At 54.8% G+C, this 17,813-nt stretch carries 15 protein-coding genes and 1 pseudogene; 8 read left to right on the top strand and 8 right to left on the bottom strand.

Annotation, left to right across the window (positions count from 1 at the left end):
- Positions 1–355 precede the first annotated feature (355 nt).
- Both ACKWMY_RS10235 and clcB read left to right on the top strand, forming a co-directional pair.
- Positions 356–1,726, top strand: a complete 1,371-nt coding sequence (locus ACKWMY_RS10235) for a cytochrome c peroxidase (protein ID WP_409486263.1) — start codon at positions 356–358, stop codon at positions 1,724–1,726.
- 107 nt (positions 1,727–1,833) lie between these two features.
- Positions 1,834–3,114: a voltage-gated ClC-type chloride channel ClcB gene (gene clcB / locus ACKWMY_RS10230; RefSeq protein WP_029711745.1), complete on the top strand. Its 1,281-nt coding sequence runs from the start codon at positions 1,834–1,836 to the stop codon at positions 3,112–3,114.
- Here clcB and bioD read toward each other — a convergent pair.
- Positions 3,102–3,782: a dethiobiotin synthase gene (gene bioD, locus ACKWMY_RS10225; protein WP_024530502.1), complete on the bottom strand. Its 681-nt coding sequence runs from the start codon at positions 3,780–3,782 to the stop codon at positions 3,102–3,104. The genes clcB and bioD overlap by 13 nt on opposite strands.
- Before the next feature lie 185 nt (positions 3,783–3,967).
- Between bioD and ACKWMY_RS10220 the strand changes: the two are divergent.
- A pseudogene (locus tag ACKWMY_RS10220) lies at positions 3,968–4,306 on the top strand (LysR substrate-binding domain-containing protein); the annotation flags it as partial.
- A gap of 109 nt (positions 4,307–4,415) precedes the next feature.
- Here the strand turns inward: ACKWMY_RS10220 and ACKWMY_RS10215 are convergent.
- The gene (locus ACKWMY_RS10215; protein ID WP_024530504.1) at positions 4,416–5,633 is read right to left on the bottom strand and encodes an ROK family transcriptional regulator; all 1,218 of its coding nucleotides are present in this window, start codon (positions 5,631–5,633) and stop codon (positions 4,416–4,418) included.
- A 143-nt stretch (positions 5,634–5,776) separates the two neighbouring features.
- Positions 5,777–6,679, bottom strand: a complete 903-nt coding sequence (locus tag ACKWMY_RS10210) for a LysR family transcriptional regulator (protein WP_199063097.1) — start codon at positions 6,677–6,679, stop codon at positions 5,777–5,779.
- A 144-nt stretch (positions 6,680–6,823) separates the two neighbouring features.
- Here ACKWMY_RS10210 and ACKWMY_RS10205 point away from each other — a divergent pair, with 144 nt between their 5' ends.
- Both ACKWMY_RS10205 and tus read left to right on the top strand, forming a co-directional pair.
- Positions 6,824–8,080 carry an MFS transporter gene (locus ACKWMY_RS10205; RefSeq protein WP_178380943.1) on the top strand — a complete coding sequence of 419 codons (1,257 nt, stop codon included), beginning with the start codon at positions 6,824–6,826 and terminating at the stop codon, positions 8,078–8,080.
- A 148-nt stretch (positions 8,081–8,228) separates the two neighbouring features.
- The gene (tus, locus tag ACKWMY_RS10200; RefSeq protein WP_074031432.1) at positions 8,229–9,164 is read left to right on the top strand and encodes a DNA replication terminus site-binding protein; all 936 of its coding nucleotides are present in this window, start codon (positions 8,229–8,231) and stop codon (positions 9,162–9,164) included.
- 89 nt (positions 9,165–9,253) lie between these two features.
- On the opposite strand, the gene ACKWMY_RS10195 is transcribed toward tus, so the two are convergent.
- From ACKWMY_RS10195 to ACKWMY_RS10185, 3 genes are all read right to left on the bottom strand, one after another.
- The gene (locus ACKWMY_RS10195) at positions 9,254–9,625 is read right to left on the bottom strand and encodes a VOC family protein (RefSeq protein ID WP_024530508.1); all 372 of its coding nucleotides are present in this window, start codon (positions 9,623–9,625) and stop codon (positions 9,254–9,256) included.
- An 82-nt stretch (positions 9,626–9,707) separates the two neighbouring features.
- The gene (locus ACKWMY_RS10190) at positions 9,708–10,394 is read right to left on the bottom strand and encodes a helix-turn-helix transcriptional regulator (RefSeq protein ID WP_024530509.1); all 687 of its coding nucleotides are present in this window, start codon (positions 10,392–10,394) and stop codon (positions 9,708–9,710) included.
- Positions 10,395–10,397: 3 nt separating this feature from the next.
- On the bottom strand, positions 10,398–11,285 hold the full coding sequence (locus tag ACKWMY_RS10185; protein ID WP_409486257.1) for a LysR substrate-binding domain-containing protein: 888 nt from the start codon (positions 11,283–11,285) through the stop codon (positions 10,398–10,400).
- Positions 11,286–11,391: 106 nt separating this feature from the next.
- Between ACKWMY_RS10185 and ACKWMY_RS10180 the strand changes: the two genes are divergently transcribed.
- The gene (locus tag ACKWMY_RS10180; RefSeq protein WP_409486256.1) at positions 11,392–12,048 is read left to right on the top strand and encodes a peroxiredoxin-like family protein; all 657 of its coding nucleotides are present in this window, start codon (positions 11,392–11,394) and stop codon (positions 12,046–12,048) included.
- 41 nt (positions 12,049–12,089) lie between these two features.
- On the opposite strand, the gene fumC is transcribed toward ACKWMY_RS10180, so the two are convergent.
- On the bottom strand, positions 12,090–13,487 hold the full coding sequence (gene fumC / locus ACKWMY_RS10175) for a class II fumarate hydratase (RefSeq protein WP_024530512.1): 1,398 nt from the start codon (positions 13,485–13,487) through the stop codon (positions 12,090–12,092).
- A gap of 204 nt (positions 13,488–13,691) precedes the next feature.
- Between fumC and manA the strand changes: the two genes are divergently transcribed.
- Together manA and ACKWMY_RS10165 are read left to right on the top strand one after the other, a co-directional pair.
- Positions 13,692–14,870, top strand: coding sequence for a mannose-6-phosphate isomerase (gene manA, locus ACKWMY_RS10170; RefSeq protein ID WP_409486255.1), 1,179 nt, complete (start codon positions 13,692–13,694; stop codon positions 14,868–14,870).
- A 135-nt stretch (positions 14,871–15,005) separates the two neighbouring features.
- On the top strand, positions 15,006–16,565 hold the full coding sequence (locus tag ACKWMY_RS10165) for a YdgA family protein (protein ID WP_409486254.1): 1,560 nt from the start codon (positions 15,006–15,008) through the stop codon (positions 16,563–16,565).
- 39 nt (positions 16,566–16,604) lie between these two features.
- On the opposite strand, the gene ACKWMY_RS10160 is transcribed toward ACKWMY_RS10165, so the two are convergent.
- Positions 16,605–17,744 carry a serine hydrolase domain-containing protein gene (locus ACKWMY_RS10160; RefSeq protein WP_409486253.1) on the bottom strand — a complete coding sequence of 380 codons (1,140 nt, stop codon included), beginning with the start codon at positions 17,742–17,744 and terminating at the stop codon, positions 16,605–16,607.
- Between the last annotated feature and the right edge of the window lie 69 nt (positions 17,745–17,813).

Here is a 17,813-nt window from a genome sequence, read left to right as displayed (position 1 = left end):
TGTCCCTATATCTTTTATTTTCCCGCAGTATAACAGCCGGGGGACGCTGTAGTTTGTCAGGGGGATGTTGTGCACCAAAAAACCGCAACAACGCACCAATTGAACACATTGTGACGGTATCATCCATAAATAAACACCCTATTGAATAATAAGGTATTTCTTAGAAGCGACCTGAAAGTCAAGCCACGCCTGCTTTATCGTTAAAACCTATCCGAACGATAGTGCAAACCAATGATAGTGATTGATTTTAATCAAGTTGCCAACCGTCCCAGGTCGTGACAATCTGACTTGCCCATTTTATTACCTCTTTATATGTAGGGCTATTTGGAAATCAACTCATTGGAGCGAGAACATGATTAAAAAAATCATTCTGGGATGTGCCGTTACCGCCGTCGTCGGCTATTTGGGGACCGTCGGTTATGTCTACCATTACGATCAACAGCGAAACCCCGTGGTTGCTGGCAATCAAATCGATACCCTGTTAACCCGCAACGGCTGCGACTATTGCCACTCCAACTCGGCTCAACTTCCCTTCTATGCTGAGTTGCCGATCGCCAAACAAATTATGGCGCAGGATATCCTCCGTGGAAATCAGCATTTCAACCTCGATGCGACCCGCTCCGCTCTGCAACAAAAAACCGCGGTGCCTGAGGTCGATCTGGCCAAGCTGGAAGCCGTGCTGCAAAACCAGGAGATGCCACCTCCACTGTATAAGATGGTCCACTGGGCCGGAAACGTCAGCGACGGCGATCGCAATGAACTACTGAGCTGGGTCCGTCAACAGCGCGAGCAGTTCTACACTTTGCCGGATACGCCAGCTGAACTGCTTGGTGCCGCCTTACAGCCGGTGCCTGCCTCTCTACCTACCGATCCGCAGAAAGTGGCACTGGGCTTCCGCCTGTTCCACGATCCGCGCCTGTCGAAAGATAACAGCATCTCATGTGCCCACTGCCATAAGCTGGGCGAAGGTGGCGTGGATGGCCGCGTCTCATCTTTGGGGGTTGGCGATCAGGTGGGGCCAATCAACGCCCCGACGGTGTTTAATGCGGCCTTCAATATGGCGCAATTCTGGGATGGCCGAGCGGCAGATTTACAGGCTCAGGCCGGTGGCCCGCCAATGAACCCGATCGAGATGGCCTCTGAGTCCTGGGATGAAATCATCGCTAAACTGGATCAGGACGCCTTGCTGAAGGCCGATTTCCGGCGCGTCTATGCTAACGGCTTCACCGGCGAAAACATTACCGACGCCATTGCCGAGTTCGAAAAGACACTGATCACGCCAGATAGCCCGTTTGATCGCTATCTTAAGGGCGATAGCAATGCCCTGACGGCGCAACAAAAACACGGCTACCAGTTGTTCCAGCAAAACAAATGCGGCACCTGCCATACAGGAGTCAACCTTGGCGGCCAATCGTATGAGGTGATGGGGCTGAAAGCGGATTACTTTGCCGCTCGCGGTAACCTCACCGAGGCCGACCTTGGCCGTTACAACGTCACTAAAAATGATGGCGATCGTCACCGCTTCAAAACCCCGACGTTACGTAACATCGCCCAAACCGCCCCTTACTTCCATGACGGCAGCGTGACTTCGCTACATCAGGCGGTCAAGGATATGCTGACCTATCAGGTCGGCGTTACCCTGCCGGACAACGATATCAAGGATCTGGTCGCGCTGCTGGAAAGCATGAGCGGTAAATATCAGCCTGCCACGCCTCCGGCCGGTTAATACTTTAGCCACAACGCCAGGGTTCTGATAAAGATTCTCTGGTTTTCAGGTGGGTAGACAAGCACAATGCCCACCTGAACCTCTTATTCTTCATCATCTGCCAACACATGAATCAACTGGTCCCTCTGCATCACTATCGCGCCCTGCTGCGCCATCTGTTGATTGCCATCCTACTCGGCATTTGTGCTGCGCTGGCCGTATGGTTATTTCACCGCGCCATGCTCGGGCTTGAATGGCTATTGCTGGATCACGACGAAGGCAGTTTGGTGGCCGCTGCTGCTGCACTGCCCGGATGGCGGAGAGCGTTAACGCCCGCGTTAGGTGGATTAGCCGCTGGCTTTTTGTTGTGGATTTACCAACGTTACCAGCATCAAAAACCCATCGCCCCAACGGATTATATGGAAGCGATTGAAGCCGGTGACGGACGATTGGCCGTTAACGCCAGCCTGATAAAATGCCTGGCCTCGCTGTTGGTGGTTTCCAGCGGTAGTGCCATTGGCCGCGAGGGGGCGATGATCCTGCTGGGGGCATTGGTGGGTTCGGTATTTGCTCAGCGCTTTACCCCGGCGAAAGAATGGAAATTGTGGGTGGCTTGCGCTGCCGCAGCCGGGATGGCTAGCGCCTATCATGCCCCGTTGGCGGGTAGCCTGTTTATCGCGGAAATCCTGTTTGGTTCACTGATGCTGGCCTCGCTTGGCCCAGTAGTGATCGCCGCCGTGAGTGCGCTGCTAATGACCAATCTGCTGAACGGTGGCCAGGCCCCGCTCTATATCGTGGAGCCGCTTGCTGCCCCCTGGCCGGTGCAGTATCTGTTAATGGCTTTGGTGGGCATACTGGCAGGCGTTTGTGGCCCGCTGTTTCTGTGGGCGATGGCGGCCAGCGGCCGGGCATTTCGCTCACTTAACCTCATACCGCCATTACAGCTGGCGCTTGGCGGGCTGATCGTCGGGTTGCTTTCCTTGTTGTATCCCGAAGTCTGGGGAAATGGCTATAGCGTGGTGCAATCTTTACTCTCGGCCCCACCGGGGATACTGCTGGTCAGTGCGATCCTGATTTGCAAACTGTTAGCCCTGTTGGCCAGCAGTGGCTCAGGTGCACCTGGTGGCGTGTTTACGCCGACATTATTCGTGGGGGCTGCATTGGGCTCGGTAGTGGGCCAGATGCTTGGTCTATGGCCAGAGTTGGGTATTGCAGTGCCCATTCTGCTAGCACTGACTGGTATGGCGACATTGCTGGCTGCCACCACTCATGCGCCAATTATGGCGGCATTAATGGTGTTTGAGATGACCGGGGAATACACCCTGCTGCCAGGCATTCTGTTGGCTTGCGTTATCGCCACCACCATTGCTCGCGGGCTACGCCCACTGTCGGTTTATCACAACACGTAGCGGTCAACCAACTGCGAAACATCCAGATACTGTGCCAACTCACGTTGTTCCGCACGCGGCAGATAAGGGATCTCACCCAGCAACGGAGCCGGAATACGCTGCTGCATCGCATCAATAGTTTCTGCGTAGTGCGCTAAACCGGGGTTGATACGATTAGCCACCCAGCCCAGCAATGGTAAGCCATCGTTAATAATTGCCTGTGCGGTCAATAGCGCATGGCTGACACAGCCCAGTTTGATCCCGACCACCAGGATAACAGGCAGTTGTTCCTGTACCACCCATTCAGCATAAGGACGGAGATCGTTCATCAATACCCGCCAGCCGCCGCTGCCCTCTACCACGACTGTATCTGCCTTGGCGGCGAGATGGTGCAAACCACGGCTCATCAGCCCGTAATCAATATCCTGGGTCGCATGAGCATGAAACACCTCATCCAGACAGGTGATCGGATTGATTTCGTCATAGGACAGCGGCACAGAGGAAGAGGCCTGTAAAACTAAAGCGTCTCTATTGCGGATGCCTTCACTGGTTTCCTGGCAGCGAGCCGCAATGGGCTTATAACCCGCCACTGAACGACCTTGCGCAGCGAAAGCCTGCAATAAACCGCGAGAAACCACAGTCTTGCCTACGTCGGTATCCGTGCCTGTAACAAATAAACGCTTTAACATGAATAGATTGCCTTGAAATGCCTCGTTAACCTAAAAAATCGCCGTAAATCACGGCGAGAGTCGTCCTACGGCAAAAGTCTAGGGGATGCAACTCAACGGGGGCTTGAGGTAGCTCAATCTTTTGGCGGTAAAGAATAAGAAACTCTGATAAGGGGCATCAAAGCCAATGGAACGAAAACGTACCTCCTGTCCCCAACACCCCGCATGAGTTGACGCAGCACAGGTGCATAAATCAACGGATGGTCAGGTCTGGAGGGTTGTCTATCTGGGATTTTGATCAAGATGAGGGGGATCTTAATGTCCGCGTCAGCGGACAGCTCATTTTCAATAGCTCTGAACATATTGTTGCTGCGGCGCTCGCAGGACACGGGATTGCTTTTTTGCCAGAAGAAGAATTTGGAGCACATATTAAAGACGGTAATCTGGTTCGTGTGCTGGAGCAATGGTGCAAACCCTTCCCTGGCTACTACCTGTATTATCCCAGTCGCAAACAGCCTTTTCCTGCGTTCTCTTTGGTCCTTTAAGCTCTTAGGATCGGCCAAAAACGCATCCCGCCAAGGAGACGCTGGAAGTGTAGCTTTTGGATCCAATTCCCGGGCAGTTTACGCCACAGCGTGAAAGACGACAGCTAAATCAACCTTGTAGCAACTTCACCAACAAAGAGCCGTTATACATGGCTTCTTTCACCAGTGCAGCACCCGGCATGGTGCCTTGGTTGAAGAATTGGGTGGATTCAACTTGCACATGTTCGCTGTACGCAGGCAAGGATTGCTGACGGATGCAGGAAGCAATCGCCGGATGCAGAATTTCTGCGGCACGGTTCAACGGTGAACCCACCAGGATTTTTTCCGGGTTGAACAGGTTGACCATGATCGCCACGATGCGCCCGACGCTGTGTCCGACGCCAAGAATAATATCTTTGGCTAACTGATCGCCAGCCAAAGCCGCATCGCACAGTGATTCCACGGTCAATGGTGCGCCATGCAGCATGGAAGACATCGAGCCTCCCAGACGTTGCTGGGCAATTTCCAGCATGTTTTCAATGCTGGCGACCGTTTCCAGGCAACCGTGGTTGCCGCAATAGCAGCGCTTACCGTAAGGATCGACCTGTGTGTGACCGATCTCCACCACGCTGCTGCTGCCCGCATGCAGTACGCGTCCGTTAGTAATCACCCCTGCGCCGACGTTATGATCGATAACGACCTGAATGACGTTATGGCTACCACGGGATGCGCCATACAGCGCTTCTGCCATCGTCCAGGCGCAGATATCATGCTGAACATAAACCGGTAGGCCCGTCAGTGCTTCTAACGCTGGCCCCAATGCCATTTCATTGACGTCATAAAACGGCATGCGGTGAACAATACCCGCAGCGGTATCAATCATGCCGGGCAGCGTGATGGCAATGGCGGTTAAACGCTCGAGTTTGCTTTGGTGGCGGATAAAGAACTGGTCTACTTCGCTGACAATGCGCTGTAATAACGGCTCGGCATGTTCGGCTTTTAACGGCAGCAGTTCTTCAACCACCATCTTGCTGCTGAGATCGCGCAGCGCCAAGGTAATGGTGCCACGGCTGATACGTGCAGAGAGGTAATGCCAGGCTTCGGTGTCCAGCACCAGGCCAACGGCCGGTCGGCCACGGCTGCCCACTTCCTGATATTCGGTTTCTTTAACCAGATGCGCTTCGAGCAGTTCACGCACTATCTTGGTGATACTGGCAGGTGCCAGCTGTGCCCGCTTGGATAATTCGATGCGCGAAATCGGCCCCAGCCGATCTATCAGCCGGTAAACTGCCCCTGCATTGGTTTGCTTGATCTGATCAATATGCCCAGGCTGCCCATCAGCAATCACACACCCGCTCCTACTATTTTTCGCGCTTCTAAATAAAGATTAGAGGCTATGGTGGGGCTTTTGGAATACAGCGTCAACTATTTGATTCGTTATGTGATTAACAGCACAAATTCACCGAGCTTTCCGTCAAAAACGCCTCTTATTTACACAGCTTTGGGCTTGAGCATCAGCGCCATTAACGCCTTGGCCGCTGCCGTTAACGGCCTGCTACGATGGTGCACCAACCAGACCTCGGTCATCGCCTCCGGCTCGGCCAAAGGGAGATAGGTCACCCCATCGATCTTCACTCTGCCAAATGACATCGGCAAAATGGAAATCCCTAACCCGGCAGCGACCAGACCGATAATAGTCATCGCTTCCCCCACTTCTTGCGTGATGTAAGGGGCGATACCAGCATTGGCCAGCAAAGCCAGAATTTCGTCGTACAGCGCAGTGCCCACTTCACGGGAAAAGAACACGAAGGGTTCCTGGGCCAAATCGCTGAAACGCAGCGTGCCTGGAGCCTTAAGGGTTAACGGGTGACCATTCGGCACCACGGCAAGCAAGGGCTCGCGTAATAACAGCTGATGTTGCAGCGCATCCGGCAGGCGGGTATTGCGCATCACGCCCAGATCCAGTTCTCCGTTGAGCAGCGGCTCAAGCTGTTGCTTGGTGTTCACCTCGCGCATTTTGATATGCACATCCGGTGATAACTGGCGAAAGGCCCGCAAGCTACGGGAAACCACGCTGATAAAAGGAGCCGAGGAGGTAAAGCCAATCGTCAGCTCACCCAGTTCGCCACGCTCCAGGCGGGCTGCCTTCTCTGCAGCCCGGTTGACCTGGGCAAGCACCTGATAGGCTTCTTTCAAGAACATCTCACCCGCCTGGGTCAGGCTGACGTTACGGTTATTGCGCGCCAGCAAACGCGCACCCACCATATCCTCCAGTGCTTGGATCTGTTGGCTTAGGGGCGGCTGGGAAATCCGTAGCCGCTCCGCCGCCCGGCCAAAATGCAGCTCTTCGGCGACGGCGACAAAGTAACGCAAATGTCTGAGTTCGATATTCATACTTTAAACATCTTAATTAGGATGATTAATATATTAGACAAAAAACTGGCCGCTCCCTATGATTTTGTGACTCAAGACGTATTTTTTATCTCCCGAACCCGGTAAGGAACCGCTGTGACAACCGCTTCGCGTTCTGCGGCCAGTATGCCAAAAACGCTGCCTGCCCCTGACAGTGCCCCAACAACCAAACGCACCACGTTGAATAAACTCCCCTACATCGAACGCGGTACACCGCAGTTTATGCGCGTGACCTTGGCGCTGTTCTCTGCCGGGCTGGCTACCTTTGCGTTGCTGTACTGTGTGCAACCGATCTTGCCGGTGCTTTCGCAAGATTTTGGCATCTCCCCAGCCGAGAGCAGCCTTTCCCTCTCCTTTTCCACTGGGCTGTTGGCCATCGGTCTGATGTTTACCGGCCCGCTGTCCGATGCTATCGGCCGCAAGTCGGTGATGGTGGTGGCCCTGCTGTTGGCGGCGATCTGTACGCTGATCTGTGCCTTTATGACCAGTTGGCACGGCATCTTGCTGATGCGGGCGCTGATTGGGCTTTCGCTGAGCGGGGTTGCGGCAGTCGGTATGACCTACCTGAGCGAAGAGATCCACCCCAGCTTCGTGGCCTTTTCTATGGGCCTCTATATCAGCGGCAACTCGATCGGTGGGATGAGTGGCCGCCTGGTAACCGGGGTGCTCACCGATTTCTTTTCCTGGCGGATCTCGCTGGCGGTGATTGGGGTGTTTGCCCTGGCAGCAGCCTGCATGTTCTGGCGCATTCTGCCAGCGTCCAAGCACTTCCGCGCCAGTTCATTGCGGCCTAGAACGTTGCTGATTAACTTTAAGCTGCATTGGCACGACAAAGGGCTGCCGCTGCTGTTTGCCGAAGGTTTCCTGCTGATGGGCAGCTTTGTGACGATGTTCAACTACATTGGCTACCGCCTGCTGAGCGATCCTTATCATCTTAGCCAGGCCATTGTGGGCCTGTTGTCAGTGGTGTATCTCACCGGTTCATACAGTTCACCCAAAGCGGGTGCCCTGACCTCCAAATTTGGCCGCGGCCCGGTACTGCTGGCGTCCATTATCATTATGCTGATCGGGATACTGATCACCGCCCTGGCCCCTGTCACAGTGATCTTTATTGGCATGATGCTGTTCACCGCCGGTTTCTTTGCCGCCCACTCGGTTGCCAGCAGTTGGATTGGCCGCCGCGCACGCCGCGCCAAAGGCCAGGCTTCTTCGCTCTATCTGTTCTGTTATTACGTTGGTTCCAGCGTTGCCGGGACGTTGGGCGGCGTGTTCTGGCATAACTTTGGCTGGAGCGGCGTAGTCGCTTTTATCAGCGTGATGCTGTTGCTGGCCCTGCTGGTTGGCCATTACCTGAAGAAATTGCCGGAAGCTGCGCGTAGCTAGCCTCCAGACCCCTTCCGCTCTGGGAGGGGTCACATTACTTCCCTGCTTAGCTTGGTTCACTCGTGGTTAATGATGATGATGTGGCCGAAGTTGCCACCTTGGTTACACTGCCCTATAATGTATGTTGTAACTAAAATGCGAGGTAATGATGGATAAGTACAGCCTGATCGGCAGAATGAATGCGCGTTTTAGCGAGCTGGAACAGGCGCTGGCGCAACTCCACCAGCAAATCCAGCCGTTGAGGTTGCTGGCAGCAAGGGTGTTCAGCCTGCCAGAAATTGAAAAAGGTAAGGAGCATACCGCTATCGAACAGATCAGCGTTGAGCAGCATGTAGGCCAGGCTGCACGTGACCTTGCCCTGGAACACTACCAACGGCTGTTTATCCACCACAACCGCCAGCATATCAGCAGCAAGGCGGCGGTAAGATTACCCGGTGTCATTTGCCTTGAGACCGAAAGAGCCGAGTATCTGGCGCTACAACAGCAGATCGCACTGATCAACCGGCTTAAGGCAGAACTGGAACATATCATTACCGTGGAATCTGGCCTGGCACCTGAGCAACGCTTTGAGTTTGTGCATACCCACCTGCATGGTTTGATCACCCTCAGCGCCTATCGCTCCATTACCCTGCTCACCAACCCGGACTCGGTGCGTTTTGGCTGGGCCAACAAGCACATCATCAAGAAGGTGAAGCGCGATGATATCTTGGTGCAGTTGGAGAAAAGCCTGAAAGCCGGGCGCGCCGTTCCGCCCTTCAACCGCGAACAATGGGCGGAACTGGTCAGCCGTGAAATAGATGACGTCAGCCGCCTGCCGCAGAACGCGACGCTAAAAATAAAACGGCCAGTGAAAGTGCAACCCATAGCGCGCGTATGGTATCAACCGCAGCAAAAGCAGGTGCAACACCCCTGCCCGCTACCGCTGATAGCCTTGTGCCAACCAGAGATGGGTGCACAGGTGCCAAAGATCGGTGAACTGCTCAATTACGACGTGGCAGCGGTAAAACACAAATATAAGCCGGAGGCTAAACCCTTGCGCCTGCTGGTAAAACGCCTGCATCTGTATACCGATATTGAGGGATAATTAACGGACGTAAATCGGTTTATCAGGGTATTTGGTTGAACGGGCACAGTATGTGTGCCCCTGCACGTCAAATCGAGCTGCGAAAGTAATTACTCGTCGTTAAGCTTGTAAACACGCAGCCGATGACCATCGGGATCGGCGGCAACAAAGGTGTAGCCGAAGTCCAGCTCGACCGGAGATTGCACGATAGTTAATCCTTTATCCCGCCACTGTTGATAGAGCGCATCGACCTGTTGCGGTTGTTCGCACATAAAACAGATCTCTGTACCGCCACCGGTCGCCGTTGCAGCAGGCTCTACGGTATGTTTTGACCACATGCCCAGCTTGAAACCATTACTCAAGATAAATAAGGCAAAGGTGGGAGACTGCTCGACAGGTTCGGCTCCCAACAACTGGCGATAAAATTCGGCGCTTTTTGCTGGGCTATCGACATAAATCATGGTCATGCTTGGGGTAGTCATTACGTTATCCTCTGGATGGGAACCGGCTGGCTCCTGATAACGTCACTCTAGTGCACCCTACTGTCAGTTTATGGCAGTAGGGTCATTGGGCAATGCCCTCACTTTCCCGCCACAGCTTCATCAATGCCCGGCGGCCACGCGGGTAACGTAGCTCCAACAGCGTTAAGCGGCCAATACGGTCAAGGCGGAAATGGCGTATCGAGCCACGCAATTCGCACCAGGCCATCAGGATCTGCACCTGTTCAAAGTAGCCCATGGCAAACGGCCACAAGATACGCTCGCTGCCATTACCGGCATAATCCCGATACTCCACCTTGATTTTACGCTCTAAACGGATGGCTTCACGGATCGTCACCAGGGTCTCATCCGCCACATAGGCAGTAGGCACCGGGCCGATCAGCAGCGTATTGGCATCCAGCTCTTCACGCAGTTCCGCAGGCAACACGGCGGCAATTTTTGCCAACGCATTGGTCGCCGCCCCGGCAAGTTGGCTATCACCCCGGCGTTCCACCCAGCGCATCCCCAGAACCAGCGCCTCGATCTCAGTTTGCGAGAACATCAGCGGCGGCAGCATAAATCCCGGCCGTAATACATAACCGATCCCCACTTCACCAACAATATCCGCCCCCTGCTGCTGCAAGGTGGCGATATCACGGTATAACGTGCGCATGCTGATCCCCAGTTCTTCGGCCAGGGAATGCCCGGCGACCGGGTAACGATGGCGGCGCAGGATCTGCATCAGATCGAGCAGGCGTTGAGTGCGGGACATGGGTTACTCTCGTTGCAGCAGTTGTTGAATAAAGTCGGCAAAGGCACGGGCCTTGGCCGAGATGAAGTGCCCACTGGGAAACACCGCCCACAGCGCCAACGGTGGTAACTGCCATTGCGGCAAGACGGCAACCACCTTGCCCTCACGCAATTCACTACGAAACAGCCCTTCACAGGCTACCGTCGCACCAAAACCAGCCACCACCATTTCACGTAAGCATTCGGTAGCACTCACGCGCACCCGGCCCTGCAATCGGACCTGTTGCTGCTGTTGTTCATGGGTGAACAGCCACTCCTCAGCGCCACCAGCACGGTGATGGATCACCATATCATGCTGTAGCAATTCCCGGGGCATTTGGGGCATCCCTGCTCTGGCAAAATACGCCGGGGCCCCGATAACGCGTTGCGTTGCTGAACCCAATTTGCGGGCGGTAAAAGCAGAGTCGGGTAAATCACCAACACGCAAAGCGATATCGATCCCCTCGGCGATCAATCCCAGCTCGCCCTCATCAAGCAGCAGATCCATTGCCAACTCCGGGTTGTCGTGTAGAAACTGGCTCAAGTCCGGCAGTTCAATCAGGCGGGAAAACACCGCAGACGAAGCGACCCGCAGCCGACCGGTTAATACCTCGGCCACGCCTGACACGGCCGATTCGGTTTCCGCGACCTCATGCAAGATATGCTTGGCCCGCAGATAGAGCTGTTTCCCAGCTTCCGTCGGCCTTAAACCGTGAGTAGAGCGGAGTAGCAAGCGTGTATTCAGCTGTTGTTCCAACCGGACAATCGCCTTGGATACCGCCGGTTGACCAACGTTAAGCCGCCGGGCCGCAACGGAAAACGATCCCGCCTCAAACACGCTGATATAGGTAGCATAGTCGCCTAGCTTGTCCATCCTGCCATTCCCCGTTGGAATAACCATTAGTGATCACCGCACTCTACCCCCATACAACGACAATAGGCAAACTGGTTGCTGTCCATTCGTTATCTTAAGGAACAACATGAAACTTCAGGATCAGCTCGACGCATTCAAGGCCGCTTTTGAAGCAGGCCAACTGCCCTTCAAGCTTGCGCCCTCGGATCATGAACTCTTGCGTCAGGGTATCGACGAGCTTATCAGTACAGAAATGGCCAACAACGCCTTGTCGGTCGGTGATCGCGCCCCTGAGTTTACTTTGCCGGATACCCAGGGTAACCCAGTCTCTTCCCAGCAATTGCTGGCACAAGGGCCGCTGGTCGTCAGTTTCTATCGGGGAGGATGGTGCCCATACTGCAATATGGACCTCCAGGCACTGCAGGCCGTTCTGCCTGAGTTGCGTGACCGTGCCAACCTGGTGGCCATCTCGCCACAGTTGCCGGTTAACGGCCAGCAAATGCAGCAAGCGCATGGCTTAACGTTTCCTTTACTGACGGATAGCGGCAATAGCCTGGCAGCACAGTTTGGTTTACGTTTCTCGTTGACGGATGATCTTGTCGAGCTGTACATCAACAGCTTGGGTATCGACCTGACCAAGCTTAACGACGAAAGTGGTTGGACATTGCCGATGCCTGCCCGCTTCGTTATCGCGCCTGGCGGTGACATCATTTATGCAGAAGTTAACCCGGATTATACCCAGCGTGCGGATCCGTGGGCGTTGGTTTCATTGCTGAAGGGGTGAGCCGCATTGCCAGGCGCTATCACAGCGCCTGGCCTTTGGCGTTATTTCCTCATGCTGCCGACCATCTCCTCTGGCCGCACCCATTCGTCAAACTGCTGCTCGGTCAGATAGCCCAACTTCAGCGCCGAGGCTTTCAGCGTCAATCCTTCCTTGTGGGCCTTTTTGGCGATTTCCGCCGCCTTGTCATAACCGATATGGGTATTCAAGGCGGTAACCAACATCAGCGACTCGTTAAGCAACTGGCCGATGCGTTCGCGGTTTGGTTCAATCCCCACCGCACAGTGCTCATTGAAGCCGCTCATCCCATCTGCCAGCAAACGAATAGATTGCAGATAGTTGTGAATAACCATCGGGCGGAATACGTTCAGCTCAAAGTTACCGGACGCGCCGCCAATATTCACCGCCACGTCGTTGCCCATCACCTGCGCACAGAGCATGGTCATGGCTTCACACTGCGTTGGGTTGACCTTCCCCGGCATGATTGAGCTGCCCGGCTCGTTTTCTGGGATAGAAATTTCACCGATGCCGCAGCGTGGGCCAGAGGCCAGCCAGCGCACATCGTTGGCGATCTTCATCAACGAGGCGGCCAATCCCTTCAAGGCACCGTGGCCATGTACCAGCGCATCGCAGGTTGCCAGGGCTTCAAACTTGTTCGGCGCGGTGACAAAAGGCTGCCCGGTCAGTTCTGCCAGCGCCTTCGCCACACGCACCGCGTATTCGGGATGAGTATTCAGCCCGGTCCCCACCGCCGTCCCCCCCAAGGCCAACTCACTGAGATGTGGGATGCTGGCTTCGATATGTTTGAGGTTATATTCCAACATCGCCGCCCAGCCGGAGATTTCCTGGCCTAGCGTCAGCGGTGTAGCATCTTGCAGATGGGTGCGGCCGATTTTAACGATATCGTGGAAAGCTTCCGCCTTGGCATGCAGAGTGCGGTGCAGCGCCTTCAGCTCAGGGATCAGATGCTCACGTACCGCGATCACCGCTGCCACATGCATTGCGGTAGGGAAAACGTCGTTGGAACTCTGGCTTTTGTTGACGTCGTCGTTGGGATGCACTCGCCGCGCTTCACCGCGTTCGCCCCCCAGCAACTCGCTGGCACGGTTGGCCAGCACTTCGTTCATGTTCATGTTGGTCTGGGTGCCGGAACCGGTTTGCCAGATCGACAATGGGAATTCATTGGGGTGCCTATCCGCCAGCACTTCATCGGCAGCCTGGATAATCGCCTTGCCCCGCTCTGCTGGCAGCAACCCCAGATCCATATTGACGCTGGCTGCCGCACGCTTGGTCATCGCCAACGCATGGATCAGCGCCGGGGGCATTTTTTCTGACGAGATACGGAAATGTTCCAACGAACGCTGAGTCTGCGCGCCCCATAGTTGGTCGGCGGGTACTTCGATGGGGCCCATTGAGTCTTTTTCAATCCGAACGCCTGCCATCACTGTCTCCTTAGCACAATTCCTAAAATGAAGGGGAAATGCCAACGAGTGACAACCCGTTGGCGAGCCACCTCAGTATAGACAGATAATAACTATTCGCATTAACGTCCAGAGCAAAGAGCATTTTTAGCCATCTTGGCTTGCATGCGCCTGCGCCACATTGTTTACTTAGCGCAATTTTCTTGAGAAAGCAGGGATACGATCATGCAAAAAATGACAAATGCCATCCAAAACTACGCCTGGGGCAGCGTTGATGCGTTAACCAAGCTATATGGCATTGCCAACCCGACAGGCAAGCCAATGGCGGAACTGTGGATGGGTGCCCACCCTAAAAGCAGCTCACAGGTCGCCGATCAGGCGGGGAACCTGCGCTCTCTGCGTGAGGTGATTGATACCGACCAACCGAAACAGCTGGGTGCCGAAGTGGCACAACGCTTTGGTGAATTGCCGTTCCTGTTTAAGGTGCTGTGTGCCGACCAGCCGCTCTCCATCCAGGTCCACCCGAGCAAGAGTGCCGCAGAGGTGGGCTTTGCCAAAGAAAATGCCGCTGGTATTCCGTTTGATGCCGCTGAGCGCAACTATAAGGATCCGAATCACAAGCCGGAGCTGGTGTTTGCCCTGACGCCGTTCCTGGCAATGAATGGCTTTCGCGAACTGGACGATATCGTTGCGCTGTTACACCCTCTTTCTGGCGCACATCACGATATCGCCGCCTTCCTGCAGCAGCCGGATACCCCCCATCTGGCGACCCTGTTTGCCAGCCTGCTGGGAATGAGCGGTGAGCAAAAAACGCTGGCGCTTGGCGTGCTGAAGGCCGCCTTGAACAACCAGCAGGGTGAGCCTTGGGACACTATCCGCTTTATCGCTCGTTTCTATGCCGACGACAGCGGCCTGTTCTCTCCGCTGCTGTTGAACGTGGTCAAACTGGCACCAGGTGAAGCCATGTTCCTGTATGCCGAGACCCCACATGCCTATCTGAACGGCGTCGCGCTGGAAGTGATGGCAAACTCGGATAACGTGCTGCGCGCGGGTCTGACACCAAAATTCATCGATATTCCTGAACTGTTGGCCAACCTGCAGTTCCGTCCGCAACCGGCATCTGGCCTGCTGACTCAGCCAGAGCAACGTGGCAAAGAGCTTTTCTTCCCGATCCCCGTTGAGGACTTTGCCTTCTCGTTACACGATCTCGATGCCACACCGCAGCCACTGGCGCAAAACAGCGCGGCGATCGTGTTCTGCGTAGAAGGTGAAGCTGCGCTGGAGAAACAGGGCCAGCAGGTCATCTTGCAGCCAGGTGAATCCTGCTTTATTGCTGCCTTCGAATCCCCGGTTAACGTCACCGGGAGCGGCCGTATCGCCCGCGTTTATAATCAGTTGTCCTAATTGACGGTAAAATATAGGTAAATAAGTTGCTAAGATGATTAGTTTACCTACACAATAAAACGCCTTCGGGCGTTTTTTTGCAGGCCCAATTGGTTGCCCTGCCCTCTACCGGCTTAACAAAGGAATAACAGAACTATGAAAAAATCGTTAGTCGCTGTCAGCGTCATTGTAGTGCTCGGCGCAGCATGGACTGGAGCCTCTTGGTACACCGGCAAGCTTATCGAGCAACGGATGGGGGAAATGGTCGACACCGCCAATAGCCAGCTGAAAAGCATACTGCCGAAGGCTGGGGTCAAGATGAGTTATGAAAACTACCAACGCGGGATTTTCAGCAGCCAAGCCCGTTTTGTGCTGCGTGCCGATGGTAGCATCACCACCGACGATGCCCTGCTGAAGTCCGGCGAAGAAGTGGCCTTCATTGAAACCGTCGATCACGGCCCATTCCCGCTGGCCCAGTTGAAAAAATTTAACCTGATCCCAAGCATGGCTTCGGTCCATACCGAGCTGGAAAACACGCCAAAAGTCAAAACACTGTTTGAAATCACCAAAGGTAAGTCGCTGTTCAGCGCCGATTCACGCATTGCCTACAGCGGCGATGTCGCCAGCTCTATCGATGTGATCCCGGTGGAGTACCAGAAAGACAAGTCCTCACTGAAATTCAGCGGTGCAAAAATTGACGCGGATGTCGGCAAGGATATGCAAACCGCTGTCCTGGATGCCAGCAGTGACAGCCTGGTGATCAGCGGCCCAAATCAGTCCGGCCAGAACGAACAGATGACGATGCAAGGGCTGACGCTCAAAAGCAACACCCACCTGGGCCAGTACAGTCTGAGCCTGGGTGAGCAAGCGCTGGGCATGAAGCAACTGACCGTGGCTGTCGACGGTAAAGACGCAGTGACGATGGAAGGCTTCAACCTGGCCAGCCAGTTCGGCGAGAAAGGCAACAGCCTCGCAGGCCAGCTGGATTACACCATGGCGGCGTTGAAAATTCAGGGTACCGATTTTGGTGCAGGAAAACTGCTGCTGAAAATCGACAACCTGGACGGTAAAGGGCTGAAAGAGTTTGCCGATCGTTACAATCAGCAGGCCATGGCCTTGCTGCAGCAGGCCGAAACGTTGTCGCCAGAAGCCTACCAGCAGCAAACGGCTGAGATGCTGGTGCAAAACCTGCCACTGTTGCTGAAAGGCAACCCAACCATCAGCATCGCACCGCTGAGCTGGAAAAACACCAAGGGTGAAAGCGCCTTTACCCTTAACCTCGACCTGCTGGATCCCGCACAGGCTGGCGCTGCTGCCGAATCCCCGGATCAGCAGCTTGCCCGTTCGGTCAAGAAAATCGACGCGCAGTTGACTATTCCGGTCGCTATGGCGCAGGAAACCATGGCTCAGGCGGCACAGCTGCAAGGTGCCAGTGCGCAACAAGCACAGCAGCAGGCCGAACAGCAGGTGAAAAGCCTGGCGGCGATGGGCGAGATGTTCAAGATCACCACGCTGAAAGATAACGTGATTGGCAGCAGCTTCAAGTATGCCGATAATCAGATTGAGCTGAACGGCAGCAAAATGTCGCTGCAGGAGTTCGTAGGTATGTTCGGGATGCTGGGCGGCGGTTCCGCACCAGAAGAAGATAGTGCTCCGGAGCCCGCTCAGCAGGATGCCGCTCCGGCACCAGAGCAACCCACTCTGCAAGGGCAATAAAAACCTTCTGGGGTCAGGTGATATCTGGCCCCTTTTTTATTAACCATAAACCGCATCGCGGATCTGCACGGGATATAAACCGCTCATTCCCTCAATCGCGGTGTTGGTCAATGCCACCACGCTCAACTCTGCGACCGGATCGTAAAACCAGCTGTGCCCATACACGCCGCCCCACTGCATAGTGCCATTATGCTGCGGCGTTGCTGCCAATGCGGCATCCACCAGCACCGCGCCACCAAAACCAAAGCCCCAACCCGGCCCCTGAATTTCTTCCTGTGCTCCGACATGGGGTTGACGCATCAATGCGACGGTTTCTGGCTGCAAAACTCCGTCGCCACCATTACGCAGCGTCTCCACCAGGCGCAACACATCATCAGCATCACCAACCATCCCCGCACCAGCCGAAGGATAAGCGTGGCGGTCAAGCGCTCGCGAAGGCGAAAACTCCACGTCAAAACCAAACTCCTCAGGAAGCCTCAGCAGAAAACCGTCATACATCGCTGCCGGTTGCGGTTCAGCATTGTAATAGGCCGTTGCCAGCTTATCGGCGTTCAACGTATAAAAACCGGTATTCCCCAGCCCTAGCGGTTGGCCAATCCAACGCTCGAATAGCTGTGGCAAAGGCATACCAGCCACCTGCTCCAGTACCGCTCCCAATACGTCAATTGCCAATGAGTAACTGAATTCGCTACCCGGTTCTGCCTGCAACGGCGCCTGCGCCAGCCGATGGAGATTTTGCTCCAGCGTTAACGAGGATATCTCCATGCCGTCGTGGATCCCCAACCGCTGGTAGATCCCGCCTTCTGGCTGCTTGAACCGGTAATCCAACCCGGCAGTGTGGGTTAACAGGTGGCGAATAGCGATCGCTGGCCGTCGTCCATCCGGCAACGCCGGAGTAAACCACGGTAGCCAACGGCTAACGGCATCATCCAGACTTAGCAGTTGCTGCTCTATCATGCGCATCGCTGCCAGCGTGATGTAGGGTTTAGAGACCGAAGATAGCCGGAATTGGCTATTACGCTGCATGAGTTTCCGCTGCTCGCGATCGGCATAGCCGCTGGCACCTGCGTAAATCACCGTCCCCTGTTGAGCCACCAGCACCACGCTACCCACGATCCGCCCTTCGGCGATCGCCTGCTGATTGACTGCCTCTATCCGTTGTGTCAATGCCTGAGCCATAACTGTGATCCTCTTAAGGTAATCAGGCCAGTCTACGGTTTTGATCATTAAATTAAATAGGCTAAAATT

This window comes from Serratia sp. J2, from assembly GCF_046269175.1.
Taxonomy (GTDB): Bacteria; Pseudomonadota; Gammaproteobacteria; order Enterobacterales; family Enterobacteriaceae; genus Chania; species Chania fonticola_C.
The sequence above is the reverse complement of the archived record's forward strand: the minus strand, read 5'-3'. Positions and strand labels throughout refer to the sequence as shown.

Bases quoted from the DNA above. Each gene is read 5' to 3' on its own strand.
- clcB (WP_029711745.1), top strand. From the start codon at position 1,834: ATGAATCAACTGGTCCCTCTGCATCACTATCGCGCCCTGCTGCGCCAT.
- bioD (WP_024530502.1), bottom strand. From the start codon at position 3,782: ATGTTAAAGCGTTTATTTGTTACAGGCACGGATACCGACGTAGGCAAG.
- ACKWMY_RS10210 (WP_199063097.1), bottom strand. From the start codon at position 6,679: ATGAATATCGAACTCAGACATTTGCGTTACTTTGTCGCCGTCGCCGAA.
- ACKWMY_RS10205 (WP_178380943.1), top strand. From the start codon at position 6,824: ATGCCAAAAACGCTGCCTGCCCCTGACAGTGCCCCAACAACCAAACGC.
- tus (WP_074031432.1), top strand. From the start codon at position 8,229: ATGGATAAGTACAGCCTGATCGGCAGAATGAATGCGCGTTTTAGCGAG.
- ACKWMY_RS10195 (WP_024530508.1), bottom strand. From the start codon at position 9,625: ATGACTACCCCAAGCATGACCATGATTTATGTCGATAGCCCAGCAAAA.
- ACKWMY_RS10190 (WP_024530509.1), bottom strand. From the start codon at position 10,394: ATGTCCCGCACTCAACGCCTGCTCGATCTGATGCAGATCCTGCGCCGC.
- ACKWMY_RS10185 (WP_409486257.1), bottom strand. From the start codon at position 11,285: ATGGACAAGCTAGGCGACTATGCTACCTATATCAGCGTGTTTGAGGCG.
- ACKWMY_RS10180 (WP_409486256.1), top strand. From the start codon at position 11,392: ATGAAACTTCAGGATCAGCTCGACGCATTCAAGGCCGCTTTTGAAGCA.
- fumC (WP_024530512.1), bottom strand. From the start codon at position 13,487: ATGGCAGGCGTTCGGATTGAAAAAGACTCAATGGGCCCCATCGAAGTA.
- manA (WP_409486255.1), top strand. From the start codon at position 13,692: ATGCAAAAAATGACAAATGCCATCCAAAACTACGCCTGGGGCAGCGTT.
- ACKWMY_RS10165 (WP_409486254.1), top strand. From the start codon at position 15,006: ATGAAAAAATCGTTAGTCGCTGTCAGCGTCATTGTAGTGCTCGGCGCA.
- ACKWMY_RS10160 (WP_409486253.1), bottom strand. From the start codon at position 17,744: ATGGCTCAGGCATTGACACAACGGATAGAGGCAGTCAATCAGCAGGCG.